General features: G+C 61.3%; 21 protein-coding genes, 1 tRNA gene and 1 pseudogene. 11 read left to right on the plus strand and 12 right to left on the minus strand.

The window, feature by feature from the left end; all coding sequences use genetic code 11:
• Window positions 1-20 precede the first annotated feature (20 nt).
• From OZ411_RS12400 to OZ411_RS12410, 3 genes are all read left to right on the plus strand, one after another.
• A complete protein-coding gene (locus OZ411_RS12400) occupies window positions 21-1,034 on the plus strand; it encodes a tripartite tricarboxylate transporter substrate binding protein (RefSeq protein WP_282528163.1) in 1,014 nt (337 codons plus the stop codon).
• A gap of 114 nt (window positions 1,035-1,148) precedes the next feature.
• Window positions 1,149-2,024: a helix-turn-helix domain-containing GNAT family N-acetyltransferase gene (locus tag OZ411_RS12405; protein WP_282528164.1), complete on the plus strand. Its 876-nt coding sequence runs from the start codon at window positions 1,149-1,151 to the stop codon at window positions 2,022-2,024.
• A gap of 108 nt (window positions 2,025-2,132) precedes the next feature.
• Entirely contained in the window at window positions 2,133-3,224 is a 1,092-nt protein-coding gene (locus tag OZ411_RS12410) for an amidohydrolase family protein (RefSeq protein WP_282528165.1), read from the plus strand.
• 64 nt (window positions 3,225-3,288) lie between these two features.
• Here the strand turns inward: OZ411_RS12410 and OZ411_RS12415 are convergent, their stop codons facing one another.
• Together OZ411_RS12415 and OZ411_RS12420 are read right to left on the minus strand one after the other, a co-directional pair.
• Entirely contained in the window at window positions 3,289-3,798 is a 510-nt protein-coding gene (locus tag OZ411_RS12415; protein ID WP_130577414.1) for a MarR family transcriptional regulator, read from the minus strand.
• Between the two features lie 327 nt (window positions 3,799-4,125).
• Entirely contained in the window at window positions 4,126-5,706 is a 1,581-nt protein-coding gene (locus tag OZ411_RS12420; protein WP_282528166.1) for a porin, read from the minus strand.
• Window positions 5,707-5,957: 251 nt separating this feature from the next.
• Here OZ411_RS12420 and OZ411_RS12425 point away from each other — a divergent pair, with 251 nt between their 5' ends.
• From OZ411_RS12425 to OZ411_RS12435, 3 genes and pseudogenes are all read left to right on the plus strand, one after another.
• Window positions 5,958-6,446: a MarR family transcriptional regulator gene (locus OZ411_RS12425; RefSeq protein WP_130577412.1), complete on the plus strand. Its 489-nt coding sequence runs from the start codon at window positions 5,958-5,960 to the stop codon at window positions 6,444-6,446.
• 18 nt (window positions 6,447-6,464) lie between these two features.
• Window positions 6,465-6,641: pseudogene (locus OZ411_RS12430) on the plus strand (LysR family transcriptional regulator); the annotation flags it as partial.
• Window positions 6,642-6,680: 39 nt separating this feature from the next.
• Complete coding sequence (locus OZ411_RS12435; protein ID WP_245475711.1) at window positions 6,681-7,424, plus strand: substrate binding domain-containing protein; 744 nt, start codon at window positions 6,681-6,683, stop codon at window positions 7,422-7,424.
• Between the two features lie 183 nt (window positions 7,425-7,607).
• Here the strand turns inward: OZ411_RS12435 and OZ411_RS12440 are convergent, their stop codons facing one another.
• Window positions 7,608-8,114, minus strand: a complete 507-nt coding sequence (locus OZ411_RS12440; RefSeq protein WP_282528167.1) for a hypothetical protein — start codon at window positions 8,112-8,114, stop codon at window positions 7,608-7,610.
• 382 nt (window positions 8,115-8,496) lie between these two features.
• Here OZ411_RS12440 and OZ411_RS12445 point away from each other — a divergent pair, with 382 nt between their 5' ends.
• Window positions 8,497-8,718, plus strand: coding sequence for a hypothetical protein (locus OZ411_RS12445; RefSeq protein ID WP_130577435.1), 222 nt, complete (start codon window positions 8,497-8,499; stop codon window positions 8,716-8,718).
• Window positions 8,719-9,289: 571 nt separating this feature from the next.
• On the opposite strand, the gene OZ411_RS12450 is transcribed toward OZ411_RS12445, so the two are convergent.
• From OZ411_RS12450 to OZ411_RS12460, 3 genes are all read right to left on the minus strand, one after another.
• Window positions 9,290-9,556, minus strand: a complete 267-nt coding sequence (locus tag OZ411_RS12450; protein ID WP_282528168.1) for a hypothetical protein — start codon at window positions 9,554-9,556, stop codon at window positions 9,290-9,292.
• Between the two features lie 127 nt (window positions 9,557-9,683).
• Window positions 9,684-9,887: a CsbD family protein gene (locus OZ411_RS12455; protein WP_130577408.1), complete on the minus strand. Its 204-nt coding sequence runs from the start codon at window positions 9,885-9,887 to the stop codon at window positions 9,684-9,686.
• 430 nt (window positions 9,888-10,317) lie between these two features.
• Window positions 10,318-11,031 carry a DNA helicase gene (locus tag OZ411_RS12460; RefSeq protein ID WP_282528169.1) on the minus strand — a complete coding sequence of 238 codons (714 nt, stop codon included), beginning with the start codon at window positions 11,029-11,031 and terminating at the stop codon, window positions 10,318-10,320.
• A gap of 318 nt (window positions 11,032-11,349) precedes the next feature.
• Between OZ411_RS12460 and OZ411_RS12465 the strand changes: the two genes are divergently transcribed.
• Entirely contained in the window at window positions 11,350-12,351 is a 1,002-nt protein-coding gene (locus tag OZ411_RS12465; protein ID WP_130577434.1) for a S41 family peptidase, read from the plus strand.
• Between the two features lie 89 nt (window positions 12,352-12,440).
• Here the strand turns inward: OZ411_RS12465 and OZ411_RS12470 are convergent.
• A tRNA-Ser gene (locus tag OZ411_RS12470) sits at window positions 12,441-12,530 on the minus strand.
• Window positions 12,531-12,727: 197 nt separating this feature from the next.
• Here OZ411_RS12470 and OZ411_RS12475 point away from each other — a divergent pair.
• Window positions 12,728-13,063, plus strand: a complete 336-nt coding sequence (locus tag OZ411_RS12475) for a hypothetical protein (protein ID WP_282528170.1) — start codon at window positions 12,728-12,730, stop codon at window positions 13,061-13,063.
• A gap of 172 nt (window positions 13,064-13,235) precedes the next feature.
• Here OZ411_RS12475 and OZ411_RS12480 read toward each other — a convergent pair whose 3' ends face one another.
• The 4 genes from OZ411_RS12480 to OZ411_RS12495 all read right to left on the minus strand — a co-directional run bounded on the left by OZ411_RS12480 (window position 13,236) and on the right by OZ411_RS12495 (window position 18,622).
• The gene (locus OZ411_RS12480) at window positions 13,236-14,321 is read right to left on the minus strand and encodes an FkbM family methyltransferase (RefSeq protein WP_282528171.1); all 1,086 of its coding nucleotides are present in this window, start codon (window positions 14,319-14,321) and stop codon (window positions 13,236-13,238) included.
• Between the two features lie 299 nt (window positions 14,322-14,620).
• A complete protein-coding gene (locus OZ411_RS12485; RefSeq protein WP_282528209.1) occupies window positions 14,621-16,069 on the minus strand; it encodes a trehalose-6-phosphate synthase in 1,449 nt (482 codons plus the stop codon).
• Window positions 16,070-16,276: 207 nt separating this feature from the next.
• The gene (gene otsB / locus OZ411_RS12490) at window positions 16,277-17,113 is read right to left on the minus strand and encodes a trehalose-phosphatase (protein ID WP_282528172.1); all 837 of its coding nucleotides are present in this window, start codon (window positions 17,111-17,113) and stop codon (window positions 16,277-16,279) included.
• Window positions 17,114-17,119: 6 nt separating this feature from the next.
• Window positions 17,120-18,622 (minus strand): MFS transporter, encoded by a 1,503-nt coding sequence (locus OZ411_RS12495; protein ID WP_282528173.1) that lies wholly within the window; start codon window positions 18,620-18,622, stop codon window positions 17,120-17,122.
• A 182-nt stretch (window positions 18,623-18,804) separates the two neighbouring features.
• On the opposite strand from OZ411_RS12495, the gene OZ411_RS12500 reads away from it, so the two are divergent.
• On the plus strand, window positions 18,805-19,179 hold the full coding sequence (locus tag OZ411_RS12500; RefSeq protein WP_282528174.1) for a DUF3175 domain-containing protein: 375 nt from the start codon (window positions 18,805-18,807) through the stop codon (window positions 19,177-19,179).
• 10 nt (window positions 19,180-19,189) lie between these two features.
• On the opposite strand, the gene OZ411_RS12505 is transcribed toward OZ411_RS12500, so the two are convergent.
• Window positions 19,190-21,190 carry a HAMP domain-containing methyl-accepting chemotaxis protein gene (locus OZ411_RS12505; protein WP_282528175.1) on the minus strand — a complete coding sequence of 667 codons (2,001 nt, stop codon included), beginning with the start codon at window positions 21,188-21,190 and terminating at the stop codon, window positions 19,190-19,192.
• A gap of 292 nt (window positions 21,191-21,482) precedes the next feature.
• Here OZ411_RS12505 and OZ411_RS12510 point away from each other — a divergent pair, with 292 nt between their 5' ends.
• A complete protein-coding gene (locus OZ411_RS12510; protein ID WP_282528176.1) occupies window positions 21,483-21,968 on the plus strand; it encodes a (2Fe-2S)-binding protein in 486 nt (161 codons plus the stop codon).
• Window positions 21,969-21,990 lie beyond the last annotated feature (22 nt).

The following is a 21,990-nucleotide window of genomic DNA, read 5'->3' on the forward strand; positions in this document are numbered from 1 at the left end:
GACAGAACAGGAAAAGAAAAATGCAGGAGAGGAAACACAAACACCGGTCGCGCCGGGAGATCCTGCGCGCCGGCGGAACGTTGGTCGGAGTGGTAGTAGCAGGGGCAAGCCTCCGACCAGAACCGGCCAGCGCAGGGAGCTATCCCGATCGCCCGATCAAGATCATCGTGCCATTCGCGCCGGCGGGGCCGACCGACATCATCGCGCGTGTCCTCGCAACCCACCTCGGCCAGGCAATCGGCAGCACGGCGGTGGTCGAGAACCGTCCCGGCGCGGGCGGCAATATCGGGATCGGGATTGCGGCGCATGCAGATGCCGACGGCTACACGCTGCTCGTCACCTCGAGCGCCTATGTCGTCAATCCCGGACTTTATGCCAAGATCCCATATGATCCGTACAAGGATTTTGCGCCCATCGCCGAACTCGGTACCTCGCCGAACGTGATTCTGGTGTCCCCCGATCTCGGCGCGAATTCGATCGCCGATCTCGTCTCGCGTGCCAAGGCCGATCCGAACGAACTGAACTATGCGAGTCCCGGCGTCGGAACGACACCGCATCTGTCAGGCGAACTCTTCAAGATCGTCTGCGGGGCCAATATGACTCATGTGCCGTTCTCGGGCGCGGGGCCTGCGATCCAGGCGATCCTTGCCGGAACCACGCAGGTCGCTTTTGCGGCGCTGCCACCGGCGCATCCACATATCAAATCAGGCGCGCTAAAGGCGCTGGCCGTGACCGGCGCGCATCGCTGGTTCGATCTGCCTGACGTTCCGACCATGGTCGAGCTTGGCTACAAGGATTTCATCTCGGACACGTTTCAGGGTTTTCTTGCGCCTGCGAAAACGCCGGCGGACATAATCGAATTGCTTTCGGCCAAGTCGATCGGGATCCTGAAGACGCCGAAGATCGCTGAGCAGTTGCGCAATGATGGCTTCGAGGTCATCGCCAACGGACCCGAGGGCATGAGAAAGCGCATCGAAGACGAAGTCCCGAAATGGCGTGACGTCATTGCAAAGGCCGGCATAAAGCCGGTGTGACCGCGCCGGACGTGAGGACGGCGATTTCGGACCTGGATAGGGCACCGCGCAGAACGTCATCGCAAATCGCCCGTCCGTTTGACAGGACGAGTTATCTGACTAAAGTCAGATATCATGCCGCTCGACCCCATCGCGCGTGTCCGCCGCTTCAACCGTGCCGTCACCTCCGAAGTGGGCGCCCTGGACACGTCCTTTCTCGGGCGCGGACGCCCGCTCGGCAGCGCCCGCGTGCTCAACGCAATTGGGCATGGGCAGTCGGATGTCGCGGCGATCCGCGAGTATCTCGGGCTCGACTCTGGCCTGATGAGCCGCCTGCTGCGCGGCCTGGAAGACGAAGGCCTGATCGAGACCGTGCCGCATCCCGAGGATGCGCGGCGCCGCGTCGCCCGGCTGACCAAGGCCGGCCGTTCCGAATTCCGCGCTTATGAAGCGCTCTCCAACGCCCAAGCCAAAGACTTCCTGGCCCGCCACCCGCGGCAGGAAGAACTTCTGCGCGCGATGGACCTTGTCGCTTCCGCGCTGGGACGCGGCCGCATCGTGCTCGAGGAAATGGACCCGAGGCGCGACGACGCCAGATATTGCCTCGGCGAATATTATGCCGAACTCGCGCGCCGCTTCGAGAAGGGCTTCGACGTCTCGCTGTCTCGCGATCCGGAGGCCGTGAATTTGATCCGCCCGCGCGGCGCATTCCTCGTCGCGATGTCGGACGGCTTGCCGATCGGCTGCGTCGGACTGAAGGGCGGAGGCGGCGAGATCGCGGAAATCAAGCGGCTGTGGGTCGCGCCATCAGCGCGCGGCCTTGGGCTCGCACGTCGTCTCATGGAGGCCGCCGAGGACATCGCCCGCGAATTGTCCATCAAGGTCCTGCGTCTCGATACGAACAGCGCCCTGCCCGAGGCGCAGCAGCTTTACCGCAACAGCGGCTGGAGCGAGATCGAGCGTTTCAACGACGATCCGTATCCAGACACGTTCTTCGAAAAGCACCTCTGAAAAGTTGCTGCGGTTGCATTTTGTGCGGCGCGCACCGGCTGCCTTGCTGAGGCCGCCTTTTCTACCTTACCTTGCCGGTGTCAAAAAATAAAACTGGGAGGAACTTTCGTGACCACCCGTCGAAACTTCTTGAAGGGCGGCGCTGCCGCCAGCATCATGTTCTGCAGTTGCGGTCTGTTGCGGAGCGCGCACGCGCAGCAGCCGGCGCGCCAGACGCTGCCGGTCAGTGTCAACGGCAAGCGTGTGAAGACCATCGACGTTCACGCGCATTGCCAAATCCGGGAGGCCGGCGCACTGCTGGGCAACGATGCCGGCAAGATCCAGGTCCCTCCGGTGCGCGGCGCCGAGGAAGCATTCATCAGTCTCGATCAGCGGCTGGCGGCGATGGACGCGCAGGCGGTCGACATGGAAGTGCTGTCGATCAATCCGTTCTGGTACAGCCGCGATCGTGAGCTCGCCGGCAAAATCGTGCAGATACAGAACGAAAAGCTCGCCGAGCTTTGTGCATCCAAGCCGGATCGTTTTGCCGGCTTCGCGTCGCTGACGCTGCAGGCACCCGATCTTGCGGTGAAGGAGCTGGAGACAGCGGTCAAGAAGCAGGGGCTGAAAGGCGCAGCCATCGGCGGCATGGTCGAGGGCATGCCGTTTTCCGATCCCAAATTTCACCCGGTCTGGGCCAAGGCTGAAGAGCTTGGCGTCCCCTTGTTCATCCATCCGCAGGGCATCGCGGAATTGAACAAGCATCTCGCCGGTAACGGCTGGCTCTCCAACCTCGTTGCCTACCCGACCGAGACCAGCATTGCGCTGGCGCACCTGATCTTCGAAGGCACGTTCGACCGTTTCCCCGGCTTGAAGATCATCGCCGCGCATGGCGGCGGTTATCTGCCTTCCTATGCGGATCGTGCGGATCACGCCTGCCTGGTCAGCCCGGCCAATTGCAATCCCGACATCAAGCTGAAGAAGCGGCCGACCGAATATCTCAAGCAGATCTATTTCGATTCGCTGGTGTTCTCGCCGGAGGCCATCCGGCATCTGGCCGCGCAGGTCGGCGCGTCCCAGCTCGTGCTGGGCAGCGACTATCCTTATCCGTGGCAGTTGCAGCCGGTCGACCACATCTTCGCATGCACGTCATTGAGCGATGAGGAGAAGGCCGACATCCTCGGCCTGACCGCGGCGAAGCTGATCAACGTCCAGGCGTGATCGTCAGCCGGAATGACGCCGAGCAGCGGGACCAGCGGCTCATCAGCACGTTCGCAGCGAAGGCTCAGACGCTGCGGACTTGTGCTCCGTTCCGACGGATGCGCTCTTCGTCCGGACAATCTCGCCCTGCAAGTTTCCAGAGGCAGGAGAGAATCACCTTTGCCTCGGTTTCGTCGAGCCGCGCCATGACCCTTTTCTGATGGTCCCGGGCGCGCCGTTGCAGCACCTTCACGAGCTGATGGCCGCTCTTGGTAAGGTGGATCTGCCTGACGCGGGCATCTTGCGCGACCTGGGTGCGCTTGGCTAATCCGCGCTGTTCCAGGCTGTTGAGGGTCGGAACGATCCTCGGGCGCTCCACTTCAAGGCTCTTGGCGAGATCAGCCTGGTTGATGCCGGGGTTCTCCGCCACCACCACAAGCACCAGGAATTCCGCAGCCGTTACGTCGGACTCAGCGAAACACTGAAGAATTCCCTCAAAGACCGCCAGTTGCGCCCGGTGGAGGGCATAGCCCAGGGAACCGTCAAGGTAAGACATTTCTGCTGATTCATTATGCTCGCGGGACAGGATGGGCATAACCGACGGCGTCCCCGACTGCTCCTTATGGAAGCGACCCTAGAGCGCCGACAGGGCGCGGAATGCTGCATCGGCCGCCATAGGAAACGCCAGAGCGAAAATCGAAATTCACCGGCTGGTTCTGCATAAAATATGAGCAAATGCGGAACCGGACGCAACAACAATATGTCGCGCGGAGACCATGTCACGTGAACAATATGTCATGCCAAAAGGAAAGACCTCCGGCGGGGCATCGCCGGAGGTCCCTGGAGGTCAACACGAAGAACTGTTTGCGGCAGGTCTCTGTTGACGTTGGTAGAACCGCAGGCGTGCTGCGGCTCTTTGTCCTCAGAAGTTACGCTGCGCGCGGAGCTGGAGCAGGAAGGTATCCTGGTCCTTGAACTCGTAGCGGGCGGCCGGCTTGGGCGCCGACGGGCCCAGGACGGCGGTGCCCTGGAAGCTCTGGTCGAGGTGGAACCACTGGAATTCGGCCGAGAAGGTCAGGTTCTTGACCGGGGTCCAGCGAGTGACCGCACCGAGCTGCGACACGTTGAAGTTCGGGTTGCAGACGAAGTCCGCGCTGACCGCCTTGGCCGGCGTGGTGTAGTTGAGGCACATGAACGCCTTCGCCGCACCATCATACCGGACTGCCGAATAGCTGCCGAAGACGCTGGTCGACCAGTAGGGATCCCAGTTGTGGTTGAAAGCGCCGCGGATGCCGAAGGCTTCCGTCAGATGCAGCGATCCGTCGCCGCCGGCCGCGACCGGCAGGTAGATGCCGTCGGTGGTGGCACCGAAGCCGATGCTCTGGTAGGCGCCCGCGCCGCCGCCGCCGAACATCGCGAAGCTCGGCGAGGCTGACGAGGAGGAGATCACGTACTTGGTCGCGCCCTTGGCGTAGCTGACGTCGAACTTGATGTCGTCGCCGGGGCCGGTCGGGATGTTCTTGATGTTCACGCCGATCATCGCCGCGCCACCCCACTTGGTGTCAGGGTGACCGGAAAGCTCGGACGCTCCGGTCGGTGCCGCACCCGGCAGACCCACGCCGCCGGCTGGCGCGCCAGCCGCGTTGAGCGTGTTGTAGGAGCCGCTCACTTCATGCGCCGCGGCCGAAATCTGGAACAGACCCCAAGCCTGGTCGACGCGGATGTTGCCGACCACGTCAGGCGAGTGAACGCCCGCATAGGCGTTGCCCGAGTTGAACGTCGCGTTCAGAGGCAGCGACAGGTTGTAGACCGCGGTGCGATCCCAGACCGTCGGATCGTCCAAGCCGATGCTGGCCGACACGCCGTTGCCGAACTGCGCGGTGTACTGGATGTTGTTCACACCGGTGTCGGTGTTCTGGCCGCCGAGCAGGTTGGAGTTGATGTTGCCCGGGAAGCCCTGCCACGGAGTAGCGTAGGCGGAAGCGGACTTACCAAACGTGAAACCGGCAAACTGAATGAAGACGTATTCGACCGCGACATAGCCGCCGCCGGGAGTGTCGAGCAACTGCGAGCCGGCAACCGGCAGGCCGGTATTGATCGAGTTCGGGTTGTAGGTGCTGCCGCCGAGCGTCGAGAACTGGAAGTCGGCCTGACCGAAGGTGCGGACCACGCCATATTCGGTGGCGGTGCGGGTATCGATCGTCAGCGCCATACGGGAACGAGCGGCGAAGTAATCGCGATAACGGTTCCCCTGACCGATATCGCCGTTCCACGCCGGCGTGCCATGGATACCGCCGTTGAAGGTGGCGTCCACGCGCAGATAGCCGCCGATCTTCATGCAGGTGTCGGTGCCCGGGATGTACCAGAAGCCGGCGCCGTACAGCGAGCAGACCTTCACATATTCGACGGCCTTCGCCTTCACCGGAAGATCGGCCGCCTGCGCGCCCGCCAGAGTGATGAGGCTTGCGGCCCCACCAAGTACGAATGTCCTAACGACAGTCATTTTATTGCAACCTCCTGATCTGACGGACTGGTGTCAGTCGAAGCGGAACGAGCGGCCTGAGACCCATCGCTCTCGCGTAATGCCCAACTACAAGTGTCTCAAGCTGACGGAAAATTTATCGCGTCGAGCCGACCAGCCCCCTTGCCCGAGCATAAGTAACGAACTTATTTGTCATGATCTAGATAACACCATTATCAAATGACAACAAAATCGATCTTGTTGCAGCCAAGATACACTCGGTGACATGACCAATGAACGGAGCAGATGTATTCGCCATGAGGAAGCGAGACTCTATTCGACAGTTTGGTCGGGAAATAGCGTCGCTCCACGCATCTCTTGATGAACTCTATCAGTCCTGGGCGAAAACGCTCGGAATCACCGGCCCGCAATGGAAGATCATGCTGATCCTCGCCGATGCCGGCGATGACAGCGGGTTGTCGGTCGGCAAGGTTTCGAAAATTTTGAACGTCGAAGCGTCGTTTGTCACAACGCAGTCAAAAATCCTTGAGAAAGAGGGCTTAATCCAGAGAAAGACATCGCGACGAGACGGACGAATCGTCAACCTGTCGCTGACGCATCGAGCGTTGGAGCATCTGGAAGGATTGGCGCCGCGACGAGATTCATTGATTGAATTTATTTTCGCGGAGTTCGCGCCCGGCGAACTCGATGAGCTCAGTGGAAAACTATTCTCTCTCAAGGAAAGGCTGGAGAAAGCGCGTCTGCAGGTGGCGGAGCCTTAGAGAACAGGCGCACCGGCGATGGACCTTCTCGGCAGCCTCGGCATTCTCGTACGCGTAGCGGAAGTTCTTTCGTTTTCCGCCGTCGCGCGCGAGCGTGATGTGAGCCAGGCCGCGGTCGCCCGCCAGATTTCGCAGCTCGAAGAGCACTTCGGCGTTCGCTTATTCCATCGCACCACGCGAAAGATCAGCCTCACCGATGACGGACAGATGCTTGTCCTCCTCGCGCGACCGATATTGGACGGCGTCGAGGGCATGCTGACGGCCGTGGGACGACAGAGCGCCTCTCCCATCGGACTGGTCCGCGTCGGCGTGACCGGCACCGCAGCTCGCTTCCTCGCGCGCCGTCTGCCCGAGTTGCTGGCGGATCACCCGGGGCTGAAGGTCGAGCTGGTGGTGAGTGATCGGATTGGTGACATGATCGAAGATCGTCTCGATCTTGCGATGCGCGTCGGCGAAATCGCCGATGCATCGCTGGTCGTTCGTCATGCCGGCACGATTTCGCGCGTCGCCGTGGCGGCACCGAGCTATGTCGAAAAGCATGGCGCACCTTCCTTGCCCGCCGAACTTGCACAGCACACCTGCATCGTCCACGCCACCAGCCAGCATCCGGATATGTGGACGTTCGTGACCAACAAAGGCACCCAGCAAATTCGCGTATCGGGAGGATTCCTCGCCAACGACGCCAGCGCGGTGCATCTGGCGGCGAGAGATGGATACGGGATTGCCTATCTCGCGCTGGTCGATGTGTTCGACGATCTGCGCAGCGGCCAGCTCGTCCGCGTCCTGAACAACTTCCCGTCGCCGAACATTCCGTTCAGCCTGGTCTACTCCTCACGTCGGCATCTTGCGCCGCGCACGCGCGTGGTGCTGAATTTCATCCTGGAGGAGCTGCGAGAAATTCGCGCGTTGCTTTCCGAGGACCCGAGCGAGATCCGGGACCAGGGAAGCGACCGAAGCTCTCCAGCTCTCAGCGTGTGAAAGCGCGGGCCGCCGAAGCAGACCCGCACTGTCGTTAGAGGTTCAGGATGGACGAAGCGTCAGTCGCAGCGAAGCTGCCGATTGTCCGCTGCTGCAACGGCCCGCGATCCGGATTTCTGAGACCGAACCCGCGGAGCACATTGCGAAGCACGACCGCCTTCCATTGCCGCGTAGGCGCTGGCGTCATTCACAAGCTTGTTTGCGCTCGCGCCCGAATTCAGCACATCCGAGTTGGGGTAATAGAATGCCCGCAGGCCGGGCTCCTGAATCGCTTGCTGCGCGAACACCGGCGCCGCCGCCACAGCCGAAAGCAGCATGGCCGAAGCGACTGATATCTTGAGGCTGGTCATCTCGTTTCTCCGTAAAGTCCTTGGTGAGGATCACGGCAGCAATCATCGCCCACGCAACAGCGTGGTTCTGGTAATCGTTTGAGGGACATGCCCGCCTGACTCGCAATGGCTGCAACTGATCTGACAAGAGAGCTATCGCGGAACACCGATTCGGAAAAAGTGCGCCGCGCTTGAAAGACTTGTGCGCAAATCGCAGAAATCGCACCTCGTCGCAGATATGCGCCCCGAGGACGGCGACTATTGATCGCTTCCCATCGAACGATGGAAGAAGAAGGCCTTGAACCAGTCCGTAGAACATCAATGCGAGACCAGCTTCAAGGATTATCAGGACTTGCTTCACTGGTCGGTGTCGATGAGGAACTTTGCACCTAGCCCGAAGGTTATCGTGAGACATCATTGGGAGAAGCGAATGTCAAAAAGCAAGCTCTCCATACTGATCGCCGCAGCTCTCGCACTCGCGCCAATTCAGGTGTTTGCGCAAGGCGTCGGCAGTCCACCGCCGCCCAGGCCTGGCGACCCGGCCGCCGCAACAGGCGCCGTGGGCGGGAGCGCCCCGCCACTCAAACCTGGAGCCCGGACCGGCGGTACACCCGGAAGCGTGGGCAGCCCACCACCACCCAGGCCGGCGCCCCCGAGCGGTGACAAAAAAGGCGACTAGCACGCCCAGGGCGGGGCGCGCTGTTTGATTTAGGAACAAGCAAGCCGAATTGCAGTTGGCTGACATGCCCAGGTATTTCTTCCATCTAGCTGGCCAAATCGAAGCTCATGACCTGTCCGGCCATGCGTGTACGAATGACGACGAGGCCAGGGATCACGGGAGCTTCATCGCTCACAGGATCGGAACGGAAAAACCGGAGATGGTGCGCGAAGGAAACTTCATCTTGGTGACAAATGAAGAGGACACCGAGATTGTTCAAATTCCTCTGGCTTCAACGACGGTCTAGAGGATCGGTTCTTTCCCTGAAATTGTATCGCGAGCGTCGGCATCGTCGTTGCGAGGCACCTTGCCTTTGACTGTTCTGCATACGGCTCCACTTCGTTCTCAAAGAACGAATCGATATCGGAAGAATCAGTCCCGACAGAGTCCTAACGATTGGTTTCGGCCGGGCTTGCGGACGGCGCGAACAGTCACGCGTTGATCGAAATCTGCGCCTCGTATTGTCCGGCTTTCTCGAACAGAGCATTGCGGGCAGAACATGCCAGCCAAGCGCCGAGAGCGATCGTTCGTTCCCATTTCCGATCTCCAACAAAACGCCCCGTATGAGAAAAGCCCCCGCTGGCCAGCAACGGAGGCTCTTTTAGGACTTGGAGGGCCGCGCAGTATCTTGCGGATTAGAGCGTTTTCGAGCGAAGTGGACACCGGTTCGCGTGAAGAAAACGCGTCAAAGCAAGAATCGAGAGCTTCGGTTCTGATTCAATCAGAACCGAAAATGCTCTAGTAGAATGCCCGCCTGGCGGCCCGACCGCCTTTCCAACTTCTTCGGCTGTTACCGGCTGTCTTCACCAGCTTTCCAGTCAGTCGTTGTCATGATGGATGACGGTTTTCTCGCGAGATCCGTCCTCGTTTTCTTTCTTGATGACCGTCGTTCTGTCGGTATCGCGAGGCTCACGCTCTTTGATGACGGTGGTCCGATCGCGGTCGCGGTGATCGCGAGGCTCACCAATAGTGACGCCACCGCCAACCGGTCCGGCCTGAACCCCAACCCCAACGCCAACGTCTTCAGCCAGAGCGGGGGCGGCAAACGATACGATCATGGTGGCGGCAAGAAGGTAGCTCCTCATCTCATTCCTCCATTCCGATTGTGGACGAAGAACGTGCCGGTGCGACATTTTGTTCCTGTCCGGAAGGAGGTCGAAACTTGGATCTTCCGATCAAAAGTAAGCCCCGCAAAAGCGGGGCTTCTTGAAGTTACCAGTTCTGACGACCATACCAGTCATCGATCTCTTTTCTGGCCTGGTCCTTCGCATAGCCGTAGCGTTGCTGCAAACGTCCTTCGAGTTGGTCCTGCTTTCCCGCGATGACGTCGAGGTCATCATCGGTGAGCTTTCCCCACTGCTCCTTGACCTTGCCTTTCATTGCCTTCCAGTTGCCCTCAACGCGATTCCAATCCATTGCTCTCCTCCTTGGACAAGTAGTGAGCCAACCCGATATTGCGCGCTTTTGTTCCAACAGGGCGGCGCGAGGCAGCGCGGCGGCGGAGAGTTTCGCAAGCGCGCAATTCTTCGCCCAAGAGGGACAACACCAGTTTCCTATCGCGACCGCGAGTTTGTTCAAAAGTGCACAGAGACGAAGAAGAAACAAAGTTGGATGGCATCGCCTTGTTCTGCATCTGACTTTACTTCGTTCTCAAAGAACGAATCGAAGCCGCGAAAATCGGTCCCAACAGAGTCCTAACGATTGGTTTCTGTCGCGCGTCGCGACGGCGCAAACAGCCGCCAAATGCATCATTGGCGGTATCAGAAACGGATGGAACGGGACGTTGCGGCCCTGTCGCGCGCGATCGATTTGGCACACGACAGGAGCAAGACCGAATTGGCCCGCGCTAGCTCACGGCCCGGAACTGGACCTCACCTTTGTTCAAGAAGCAGGTCTTGTTGAACAGCCGCAAGTCCAGCGGATTGGGCAGCCGGACATCGCCAATGTCAGGACACGTCTTCCTCGCCGGATCGTATGATCGATCGATCTGCGAGACGAAGACGATGATGAGCCCCCGGTCTCGCGCGAACGATTTCAGCACGCGAACCTGCTCTGCCAATCCGGGGTTTTCACGTCTCTGATCCAGCAATTGCAGATAGTCCACCACCACCAGGGTGCCGCGAGCCGCTGTCGCCAACATCCTTGTGATGTAATCGGCACTTATCGCGTCGGAGCAGTCGAGCTCGAACAGTCCGTCGAACCGCGCGTACTCCGCCCCGATTGCCTGGAAGCGATCCAGAACGTCTTTTTCCGTATATTCCAGCGTGAAGAACACGGCGCGATTGCCGGCTTTCATGGCTTCGACGGCGAGCTCAAGACTCATCAGCGTCTTGCCTTGGCCCGGGCGCGCGCCCACCAGCACCAGGTCACCAGGCTTCAATCGCGCAAGCAGCTTGCCAGCAGGCCTGGACGCGGACAGCTTCGCCGCAAGCAGGCTCCAATCGCTATAGCCTTCCTGAAGGGCTATGCGATTCAGCGCGACATGGAGTGGAATACCTTCCCCGCGGGATAGTCGTTTGGCTTTGTGCTTCAAATGGTAAATCGGCGCAGACAGCTTCATCGGCAACCTCCTATTGCGAGCAATCTTCGCAATCCCTCCTTATGCTTGGCGCTCGAACAGTCGGTTCGATGATCAGGTGGCCCGGTATGAGTGATACTTTCCCGATCGGAGGGGGGAGGCGTGGGCCGCGCTCGAATCGGATGATAGCTTAATCCGTGGGGGACGGAAATCGCACGCGGCCGGTCCGGCGAACGCGGTTGGCTCGCGATCAATCGTCGGCAAGCGCGGCTTCGGCACTCTGTGGCGATTAGCGTTCGCCACAGATCTGTCCTAAAATTGGCACCTGTTGTAATGAATCCGACCGTAACCGGGAGCCAGATGCTGTATCGTCGATCGTCATTTCTTATCGCCTGCTTCGCGACAATTTCTACACTTGTGGCCGCGCCATCAACGGCAAGTGCCGAGGTGGCTTCCGATACGGCGCAAAGCGTGCTCTTGGATCAGACAACGGTCAGAAAGGTGATCGGCGGCATCGCTGTCGAGTTGCGCGAGGGTTATGTGTTCCCGGATGTGGGCATGCAGGCGGCGGATGCGCTAGAGAAGGCATTGAGAACGAACGCCTATGCCGGCGTAACCGATCCAGCTCAGTTTGCGCTGCAACTGACCGAGCAACTCCGTGCGATCACCAACGACAGCCATATGAGGGTGATCTTTGGCTCGCCGTTCCGTAACCAGCCTCCGCCGACCACGCCGCAGGATGCCGGCTTTGAGGTGAAACGATTAGACGGCAATATCGGATACATCCACTTGGCGCGGTTCGTTCCGCCCGAGGTCTTTAATCCGGCAGCCGACGACGCCATGCGTAACCTGTCGGACACCGCCGCGCTCATCATCGACATGCGGGACAATGGCGGCGGACATCCGGCGTCTGTAGCCTACCTTGTCAGTTTCTTCCTCGATCCCGGCAAGCGTGTTCATATCAACGACCTCATCTGGCGCAATCGTGGGACTTCGACTTTCAGAACGGAGTCGTTTTGGAGTTCATCGACGCCGGTGCACTATCTTGGCAAGCCCGTCTATGTGCTGGTTGGCCCAAAGACTTATTCGGCGGGTGAGGAGTTTGCCTACGACCTGCAAATGCTCAAGCGCGCAACTGTGGTTGGCGCAACAACACGCGGAGGAGCGAATCCAGGCGGTCTGAATGAACTAGGTTCCGACCTCTTCGTTGTCGTGCCGACTGGCAGGGCTGAAAATCCGATCACGCACAGCAACTGGGGAGGCGTCGGCGTGCGCCCTGACGTTCAGGCTGCGCTTGAGGCCACTCAACAAACCGCCGTAGCTCTGGCGAAGGGCCAGCCAGCGACGCCGTTGGCAAGATAGGGGAATGGCGTTGCCCTTTGGGCCGCGCTCTCGGCTCCGCCGGAATCACGCCTGCGGCGCGTTTCCGCCATTCGACTTCAATCGCCATATGGCGGAGAGAGTGGGATTCGAACCCACGGTACGGTTTCCCGCACACACGCTTTCCAAGCGTGCGCCTTAAGCCACTCGGCCATCTCTCCGGAAGCGCCCTCTCTTGAAGGGATGGGGCTGATTTTGCAAGGGAGAGAGGGGGCGGAAGCTGAAATTTCCTTAAGTTTTTGGAACAGCTTGGGTTTTTGGCGGGTTGCCGGTCGGGATCGGGGCGCGCGTTCGGCCTGTTGAACCCGAATCCTTGCCGTGCCGACGACCGCAAGGCAAATCAGTGGTGGAGGGCGGCGTGAAGCGGACAATTGCAATTCTCGGCCTGGTCGTGGCGGCTATCGCGGGCGCCGGTCCGGCGCTGGCGCAGAGCTGCACCAAGGCGGGGACGGATGTGAGCTGCGACGACGGGCGGCGCGGGGTGCTTTCGGGCGATACCATCATCTGGAGCGACGGCACGCGCTCGAGCCTGACCTCGCCGCATCCGAGCGTGATCGTCGGCAACCCGTCCTCGGTCAGGGTCGGGCCAGGCGTGTTCGTCGGCAAAGGCAGCGGCGTCGTGCCGATGGAGAATCCAAGCGACTCGCGGCGGGCGCGCTGCCCGGTGCTTGAGGGCGTGGCGTATTGCTATTGATCGGGTCGTCTATCCGCGCCGGCGCTGACGCGACCTGGGCATGAACGCCTCACCCCGAGAAGCCGCGCAAGGGGCGTCTTGAGGGATAGGTCGCGCGCCCCACGCCCGTCATTCCGCGGCATCGCGACGGGATGAGCCCGGAATCCATTTCGCCTCGCAGGGCGCGAAGCAATTAAGCTTGAACATACCAGTCATCAAAATACGAATGTTCGGTTAGCACCGTCTTATATCCGTGCGACGTCAAGAGGCCCTGTATTTTCTCCCTCCGGTCCGAATAGTTGTGCTCGCAGGTTATGCAGCCAAAGGACCAAAGGGAGAAGTCAAGCGCACTGAGAATATCGTGTTCGCTGCCTTCGGTGTCGATGGAAAGATAATCAATATGAGCTGGAGCACCATGTTTGAGCAGAAGGTCATGCAACGAAATCGTCGGGACGTTGTAGCATTTGCCTGATCGTCTACGACCGGAGTGAAAGTCGGAGTTTTCAAAAGCAGAGGCGGTGGAAAGCTCACCGTCCGGCGTCTCTTTGAATGAGATGGTCTCACCGCTTCGGCTCCATACGCACGCCGTCTCAATAACGGAACTTGGCCTGTTCCGGATCAGGCTACGATGCCAGACGCGCGCCGGCTCGGCGAGAATACCAGACCATCCGAGGCATGTTTCCAGTAAATGGCTGTTGTTGCGGTTAATTCCGTCTGTTGCTCCAAAGTCAACGAAGTACCCATCTCTCTTGTATTTGCTCGCATGAGCAGCGAAGAGATCTTGTCCTATCTGCGATTTGGCGTGTCTGATGAGAGCAAGAGCTGATGACAGCTCTTCTTTGTCGAAGTTGGAAACAAGCTCTACGTAGTGCCGGAGCCGATGATAGGCCTCGGCATCTTCAATGGCTGTATTGATGAAGTTGGAATTGCCAATCTTCCATCCCAGGGATTCTAAGGCGCTCTTAGCGGTCCTTTTGGCAAATGAAAGCATCGAAGTGCCCTCAGAACGCTTTGACTGTACAGCGTTATTCTCGGGCATCAAGCTTTGTTTTCCATCGCGGACAACGGCAAGAGATTTGATCGAGTGAGAAGGGAGCTGCTTCAGTGTTACACCACGAGATCGCTTAAAGCAGCGGCAGCCGTAACAGCTTTTCCTGTTTAGGGCAGCAGCGCGGCGGCGAAGGCCGTGATCAGAACTGTCGATACGTTCAGGACTGTAAGAAAAACGCGTCCTGCGAAGGCGAAGAAACGCCACGCTGGCGCTGACGCGACCGGGCATGAACGCCTCATCCCGAGAAGCCGCGCAATGGGCCTCTTGAGGGATAGTCGCGCCTCGCCGGTCATTGCCGGGCATCGCGAAACGATGAGCCCGGAATCCATTTCGCCTCATACGCAAGTGGACGAATGGATTCTTGCGACGCCGTCGCACCACGGAATGACGGCGGAGAAAAATTCGCCAGCGATTCCAAAGTGATTTGTCCTATGCTCCGCTGCGACCGCTTGCTCGCGCCACACAACTTCCTGTGGTTATGGGTCCCGGCTTTCGCCGGGACGACGGAGATGTGCCAAGAAGAGCGGCTAATGAATGCGTGCGCTGCGATAGGGCCAGTGCGTGGCTTCGGCCAGTGGCGGCGAGCGCTCGGGCTTTTCGTCGGCGCCGGTGTCCTGCAGCGCCTCGACGAAATTGGCGAACCATTGCTGGATGGTGCCCGTGCAGATCTTCTCCATCATCGCTTCCCAGCGCAGCCGCCGCTCGGCGAGCGGCATCGAAAGCGCGGTGGCAATGGTGCGCGCCATGCCGTCGACGTCGTGCGGGTTGACGATAAGGGCAGCCTCGAGCTCGTTGGCGGCGCCGGCGAATTTCGACAGCACCAGCACGCCGGGATCGGCCGCGTTCTGGGCGGCGACATACTCCTTGGCGACAAGGTTCATGCCGTCCTGCAGCGGCGTCACCACGCCGACCTGCGCGGTGCGGTAGAGACCGGCGAGCACCGCCTGGCTGAATCCCTTGTTGAGGTAGCGGATCGGCGTCCAGTCGACCTCGCCATGGATGCCGTTGACGTCGGAGACGAGTTTTGCGACCTCGCTCTGCAGATTGCCGTAGGCCTCGATGCCGCCACGCGATGGCGTTGCGATCTGCAGCAGCGAGATCGTGCGCTTCAGCGAGGGATGCATCGTCCACATCCGGTCGAAAGCCTTGACGCGGTTGATCAGGCCCTTCGAATAGTCGAGCCGGTCGACGCCGATCGCGAGCCGCTCGCCGTTCAGGCTGCGGCGCAATCGCGAGACGTCGGGATGGGTCATCGCCTTGGTGGCCTGCTGCGCGAATTTGTCCGGATCGATGCCGATCGGGAAGACCGCGGCGCGGCTGCGTCCGTAACGCGACGTCACGCTGCCGTCCCGCACGACGAGCCCGAGATCGGCTTCGACGTAGCCGAGGAAATTCTCGCAATCCTCCTCGGTCTGGAAGCCGATGAGATCGTAGGCAAGCATCGCCTCGATCAGCTCGCGATGATGCGGGACGCCTTCGATCACCGCGCGCGTCGGCCACGGCGTGTGCAGGAAAAAGCCGATCGGCTTGTCGATGCCGAGATCGCGCAGCTCCGCGCCGAGCGCGAGGAAATGGTAGTCCTGAATCCAGAACACCGAATCGTCCTTGCGGAAGCGCAGCAGCGCACGCGCCATGAACGCGTTCACCTCGCGGTAACTGGCATAATCCTCCTCCGAGGCGCGGATCAGGTCGGCGCGCGAATGCAGCGCCGGCCACAGCGCGGAGTTGGCAAAGCCTTCGTAGTAGCCTCCGTAATGCGCGGCCGGCAGATCGAGCATCGCCAGCGCACCGGCGCCAAGCGCTTCCACCTCCGCGAAAGGTTCCTTCTGGTTCCCATCGCGGACACGGCCGCTGGAGCCGACCCAGATCGCGCCGGACTTCTCGACAACAGGCAAAAGAGCGGCGGCGAGGCCGCCCGTCATGGGTTCATTGGGTTTTCCACGCGCTACGCGGTTCGACACGACAACGAGGTTCAAATCGTCCCCTCCCGTTGGGCATTCGCGTATTAACAACCATTCATCAATATGGTTCCTGGCCACGCTTTCTCCGAATTGAAACCAAATTCAGGCAGGCCCGCATGGAACCGGGGCGTCAACTCACAAAAAGAAAATTTTTTGCGAGCAGGCGACCGCCCACAGCAGGAACTGCGGTTATTCCGCGCCAATTTGCGGTTGAGGTTTCGGCTAAGACGCGGCGATTTCGCGCTCGTCATCGAGCAGATGCGCAAGGAATTCGCGCACGTCGCTCGGCGCGTCGAAATGCCCGGCCACGCCCTTGGCGCGGCGGCCGACAGAGAAAGCAAGCCCTTCGAGTTCGGGCATGATCGCAAATACCGTCTCGTCGGTGACGTCATCGCCGATGAAGAACGGCTTACGTCCCTTGAACGGCGGATGCTTCATCAGTTCGAGCACGCCGGTGGCCTTGGTGAAGCCGGCGAGCTTGATCTCGCAGACCTGCTTGCCCGGCAGCACCTCGATCGGCGCCTCAGGCAGATCGGCGCGGATCAGCGATACCGCCTCGTAGATCGCCCTTTCCGCATGCGGCGCAAGGCGATAGTGCAGCGCGAGCGAATAGCCCTTGTCCTCGAGCAGAATGCCCGGGCTCAATCTGGCGATGGCGGCCAGACGCCGCTTCAGCTCCTTGTCAAGCTGCAGCGCGTGGCCCGCATCGCCATCGCCCTGCGGATCGAGCCGCATCTCCGCGCCATGGCCGCCGACCGCAGGGAAGACATCGGGGGCGAAAATCAGGTCAAGATCATTCACCGAACGGCCGCTGACCAGCGCCAGCGCACCATTGGTGCGCTCGAGCAGGCGATTGAGCGTTTTCGCCAGCCCCGGCGGCACCCAGACCTCGCGCGGTGTCGGCGCGAAGTCGAGCAAGGTGCCGTCGACGTCGAGCAGGACCGCGGTCTCGCTCAGATGCCCGACCAGCGCGCTCGGCACCGGCACGGTTTCCGGCGATGCTTCGTCTTCCGGCGAAAAGTCTTCGTCCAGCGGCATGTCAGCCAGTTCCTCAGTCATCCCATTCTACTCCACAACAGCCAGCGGCCGTGCGACAGATTCGAGCGATTTTCGCTCGGCGGCGACGGCGTAGCGCCACGCGACCAAGGCCGCGACGATCATGAGCACCGACCCCAGGAGGTAGCCGGCGAAAACGGAATTGCGCGATCCGGTATCGATCAGCACGCCGAACAATGCAGGTCCGATCACGCCGCCGATGCCCGTGCCGATCGCGTAGAACAGCGCGATGGCGAGCGCCCGCACCTCGAGCGGAAACGTCTCGCTCACGGTGAGATAGGCGGCGCTCGCAGCGGGCGAGGCAAAGAAGAAGATCACCATCCACGCGATCGTCTGGCCTTGCGCGCTCAGCGCGCCGATCGAGAACAGATAGCCCGAGAGCGCCAGCAGCACGCCCGACACGCCATAGGTCAGTGTGATCATGACGCGGCGTCCCAGCGTATCGAACAGGCGGCCGAGCACGAGCGGCCCCAGGAAATTGCCAGCGGCAAAGGGCAGGATGTACCAGCCGACATGGCTGGCGGGAATGCCGAAGAAGTCGGTCAGCACCAGCGCGAAGGTGAAGAAGATCGCGTTGTAGAAGAACGCCTGCGCGCTCATCAAGACGAGCCCGACCACCGCGCGCTGGCGATAGGTGACGAGCAGCGTATGCGCCACTTCGCGGAGCGGCGTGTGGTCGCGCATCCGCAGCTTGATCTTCGGCAACGCCTGCGATTGCGCCTCGACATGACCGATCACCGAGCGCTCGATATCGTCGACGATTTTGTGCGCTTCCTCGGGGCGGCCGTGGATCATCAGCCAGCGCGGGCTTTCCGGAATCCACATACGCATCACGAACACGACGAGGCCAAGACAGGCGCCGGTGAGATACGCAAGCCGCCAGCCGAGATCGGGATTGATCACGGCGGGATCGAGCAGGACGATGGCGCTGACGGCGCCGATCGCAGCACCGATCCAGAAGCTGCCGTTGATGACGAGATCGGTCCAGCCGCGATAGCGCGCCGGCACCAGCTCCTGGATGGTCGAATTGATCGCGGTATATTCGCCGCCGATACCGGCACCGGTCAGGAAGCGAAACAGCGCGTAGCTTGCGACATTCCACGACAGCGCGGTCGCGGCGGTGGCGCTGAGATAGACCGCAAGCGTGATGAAGAACAGTTTCTTGCGGCCAATGCGGTCGGTGAGCCACCCGAACCCGATCGCGCCCAGCACGGCGCCGGCGAGATAGGCGCTGTTGGCGAAGCCGACATCGAAGTTGGAGAATTGCAGCGTCGGACTGTCCTTCAGCGCCCCCGACAGCGCACCGGCGAGCGTGACTTCGAGGCCGTCGAGGATCCAGGTGATGCCGAGCGCGGTCACCACGCGGGTGTGAAAACCGCTCCAGGTGAGACTATCGAGACGCGCGGGGATCGACGTCTCGATGATGCGGTCATGATCCGGCGACGGCGGCGCGTCAGCGTCACGCGTTGCGGAAGCAGTTGCAGGACTGGGCTGGATCGGCTGCAAATCCATCACGGAACCAATAAGAAATCACCCCGGAACGCAGCTTACCCCAAGGTGCTCATCCCCAAAATTTGCGGCAAACGGATGCCCGCCACGCACGACAACGTCCGCGAAGGCGCCTGGTTCCCGCATCGCGGCATAGGAACCCGGACGGATTTGCCGATGTTGCTAGCTGAAAACAGGAGCTTGCAATGGCACCACGTCGCAAAACCAGCGCACGAAAGACCACGGCACGAAAGGGCACGAGAAGAAAAGCAACCACCACGCGGCGAAAGAGCGGCACGCGCAAGACGTCATCGCGGCGCTGGTCGCAGCGGGTGACCGAGCGGAGCGATGCGCTCGATCTCGACCGCGGCGTGTTCAAGCAGACCAGCGCGAAGAAGATCGCGGCATCGCTGAAGCGCTCCGCCGAGCGAAGCAAGCGCCGCAAGGCCGGCGCCTACCGCTCGGCGCTGTCGATGCTGATCTTCTACATCAACCGCGCCGGCAAGACGCTGCCGCAGGCGCAACGTGCCCGGCTCGAACGCGCGAAGCTGGAGCTGAAGCACCGGTTCGGAAGGGAGTGACGGCGCGGCATCACGCAGCCCGGATGTTCGCCATGAAGCGGTCGAGTTCGTCGCGCAGGCGCGTGCTTTCGGACGACAGCGAGCGTGCCGAGTTCAGCACCTCCTCGGACGCCGAGCCGGTCTCGGTGGCGCCGCGGTTGACGAGGGTGACGCTGGTGGCGGCCTCCTGCGTGCCCTGGGCGACATTCTGCACGCTGCGGGCGATCTCCTGCGTCGCCGTGCTCTGCTGCTCGACTGCGCCGGCGATGTTGGCGGCGATCTCGGAGATCTGGCCGATGGTGCCGCCGATCTCCTTGATGGCGGCAACGGATTCCTGCGTCGCCGACTGCATGCCCGAGATGTGAGTGGAAATCTCCTCGGTCGCCCGCGCGGTCTGGCTGGCGAGCGATTTCACCTCGGAGGCAACCACCGCAAAACCGCGGCCGGCATCGCCGGCGCGTGCCGCTTCGATCGTCGCGTTCAGCGCCAGCAGGTTGGTCTGCTCGGCGATCGCGGTGATCAGCTTGACCACGTCGCCGATCTGTTGCGCGGCGAGCGAGAGTTTGCCGATGCGGGCGTCGGTCTGTTCGGCCTGCTGCACCGCAGCATCGGCGATCCGGCTGGACTCCTTCACGCGGCGTCCGATCTCGTCGACGGAAGCCGATAGCTCTTCGGTCGCGGAAGCCACCGACTGCATGTTGCTCGACGCCTCCTCGGAGGCACCCGCTACCTGGCTTGAAAGGTTCTGCGTGGTCTCAGCGGTCCGCGTCAGCGTGCCCGCCGCGGTCTCGAGCTGCACCGCCGAGGCCGAGACGTTGGCGACGATGGAGCCGACCGCCGTCTCGAACTCGTCGGCAAAGCGGATCAATTCGGCGCGCCGCGCCGCGGCGCTCGCCTTGTTCTGCGCCTCCTGGCTTGCGGCATCGCGCTCGGCCTTGGCGATCGCCTGGAGCTTGAATTCCTCCACCGCGCCGGCCATCTCGCCGAGTTCGTCCTTGCGGCCGAGCCCCGGCAGCACGACGTCGAAATTGCCGGCCGCAAGCTCGCGCATCGCGGCGCACATCGCCCGGATCGGGCGCGAAATGCCGGTTCCGAGCAGGAAGGCGAGCACAGCGCCGAGCACGAAGCCACCGGCGGCGAGCACCAGAATGAACCGCTCGGTCGCGCCGATCGCGGCGTCCGACTCGGTTTCCATGCGCTTCTGGTCGGCGAGCAGGTCCGATTTCATCACGCCGGAGCCCTGGTTGATGGCGGCTGCGGATTCCGTCATCTCGAGGGTCAGCTCGTCGATCGATTTCGAGTTCTCGATCAGTTTCGAGAGCGCCTCCCGATACTCTTCGAGCATCTTCGTCAGCTCTTTCAGCGCAGCGACGACCTTCTCGTCGGTCGAGGAAATCGCCTTCAGCGAGTTCTCGACGAATTTCAGTCGCGCCAGCCCGCTCGTGGCGGTGATCTTGTCGGAATTGACCACGAAGGTACTGGCGAGCGCGGCCGCCGCCTGGAACTGCGAGGCGACCTGCTTGGCACCCATCTCGACGGCGGACAGTCCGGCTTCGGCCGCGTTGGAGGCGAGATCGTCGAGTTTGTAGCGCAGCGAGTTGCCGCCGCGGGCGAGCTGGTTCTGCGCGAGCAGCCCGCTCTCTTCCTTGACCTTGAGGATCTCGGCAAAGATCTTGGTGAAGGCGCGGAACTCGCGCTCGAGCTTTGTCACCTGCTCGACCCGCGCGGGGTCGGTGGTGCCCTTCATCGCCTGGAGGATGGCCTCTTTGAGGCTGGCCTCGGCCGCGAGCGCTGCCTTGCCGTCCTCTTCCTTGCCGGTCGCCACATAGTAGCGCGCCAGCGAACGGTAGGAGATCAGCTCACGGTCGATATTGCGCGCCAGATCGGCCTCCCGGACGCTCGCGCGGTAGGCGGCGACGCCGGCCGAGACACGCTCAAAGCCAAGATAGGCAAAGCCCATGCTGGCCGCCGTAATCGCCAGCACCGCGGCAAAGCCCAGGATGATTTTCGCACGAAATCGAAGGGTCGGCATTCGCGACCCCACACGCCCCAGTAGTCCCACCCCAACCCCCGTCTTCATTCTGAAAACAAGTGGCGTCCGGAAATCGTTGCCCGGACCCGACGCGCAAAGCTAAGGCAGAATGGATAAGAGCTAGTAAATTCGGCAGACATTTCGGAGAAGTTGTGGAGTCCCCCTCCGGGAAGCGCAGCTCGTCGCTGTCACCGATGTCATGGCCGTGACAAAGGTGGCCAAAATCGTAGTTGCCAAGTTCCTCGCCGCTGTTTCTAATTGGAATAATTAAAAGCATCCGGAGGAACGACGCGTGTCTACAGTCAAGCTGACGGTGAACGGCAAAGCGGTATCCGTCGACGTCGAGGACCGAACCCTCCTCGTCCATCTCCTGCGCGAAAACCTGAACCTGACCGGAACCCACGTCGGCTGCGATACCAGCCAATGCGGCGCCTGCGTCGTCCATATCGACGGGCGGGCAGTGAAGTCCTGCACCGTGCTGGCGGGCCAGGCGGCGGGTTCGAACGTCACCACCATCGAAGGCATCTCCAAGGGCGACGAATTGCACCCGATGCAGGCGGCGTTCCGGGACAATCACGGCCTGCAGTGCGGCTACTGCACGCCGGGCATGATCATGTCGGCGATCGACATCGTCCACCGCTATGGCGGCGAGCTCGACGAGGCGACCGTTCGCCACGAGCTGGAAGGCAATATCTGCCGCTGCACCGGCTACCACAACATCGTCAAGGCGGTGCTGGACGCCGCCGGGCGCATGAAGGTCGCGCAGGCGGCGGAATAGCCGCCGCCACATCTCGTCAAAA

Source organism: Bradyrhizobium sp. Arg237L, assembly GCF_029990105.1.
In the GTDB taxonomy this organism is placed as follows: domain Bacteria; phylum Pseudomonadota; class Alphaproteobacteria; order Rhizobiales; family Xanthobacteraceae; genus Bradyrhizobium.

Bases quoted from the DNA above. Each gene is read 5' to 3' on its own strand.
- OZ411_RS12400 (WP_282528163.1), top strand. From the start codon at position 21: ATGCAGGAGAGGAAACACAAACACCGGTCGCGCCGGGAGATCCTGCGC.
- OZ411_RS12405 (WP_282528164.1), top strand. From the start codon at position 1,149: ATGCCGCTCGACCCCATCGCGCGTGTCCGCCGCTTCAACCGTGCCGTC.
- OZ411_RS12415 (WP_130577414.1), bottom strand. From the start codon at position 3,798: ATGCCCATCCTGTCCCGCGAGCATAATGAATCAGCAGAAATGTCTTAC.
- OZ411_RS12420 (WP_282528166.1), bottom strand. From the start codon at position 5,706: ATGACTGTCGTTAGGACATTCGTACTTGGTGGGGCCGCAAGCCTCATC.
- OZ411_RS12425 (WP_130577412.1), top strand. From the start codon at position 5,958: ATGAACGGAGCAGATGTATTCGCCATGAGGAAGCGAGACTCTATTCGA.
- OZ411_RS12445 (WP_130577435.1), top strand. From the start codon at position 8,497: ATGCCCAGGTATTTCTTCCATCTAGCTGGCCAAATCGAAGCTCATGAC.
- OZ411_RS12450 (WP_282528168.1), bottom strand. From the start codon at position 9,556: ATGAGGAGCTACCTTCTTGCCGCCACCATGATCGTATCGTTTGCCGCC.
- OZ411_RS12455 (WP_130577408.1), bottom strand. From the start codon at position 9,887: ATGGATTGGAATCGCGTTGAGGGCAACTGGAAGGCAATGAAAGGCAAG.
- OZ411_RS12460 (WP_282528169.1), bottom strand. From the start codon at position 11,031: ATGAAGCTGTCTGCGCCGATTTACCATTTGAAGCACAAAGCCAAACGA.
- OZ411_RS12465 (WP_130577434.1), top strand. From the start codon at position 11,350: ATGCTGTATCGTCGATCGTCATTTCTTATCGCCTGCTTCGCGACAATT.
- OZ411_RS12480 (WP_282528171.1), bottom strand. From the start codon at position 14,321: ATGCCCGGTCGCGTCAGCGCCAGCGTGGCGTTTCTTCGCCTTCGCAGG.
- otsB (WP_282528172.1), bottom strand. From the start codon at position 17,113: ATGACTGAGGAACTGGCTGACATGCCGCTGGACGAAGACTTTTCGCCG.
- OZ411_RS12495 (WP_282528173.1), bottom strand. From the start codon at position 18,622: ATGGATTTGCAGCCGATCCAGCCCAGTCCTGCAACTGCTTCCGCAACG.
- OZ411_RS12500 (WP_282528174.1), top strand. From the start codon at position 18,805: ATGGCACCACGTCGCAAAACCAGCGCACGAAAGACCACGGCACGAAAG.
- OZ411_RS12505 (WP_282528175.1), bottom strand. From the start codon at position 21,190: ATGCCGACCCTTCGATTTCGTGCGAAAATCATCCTGGGCTTTGCCGCG.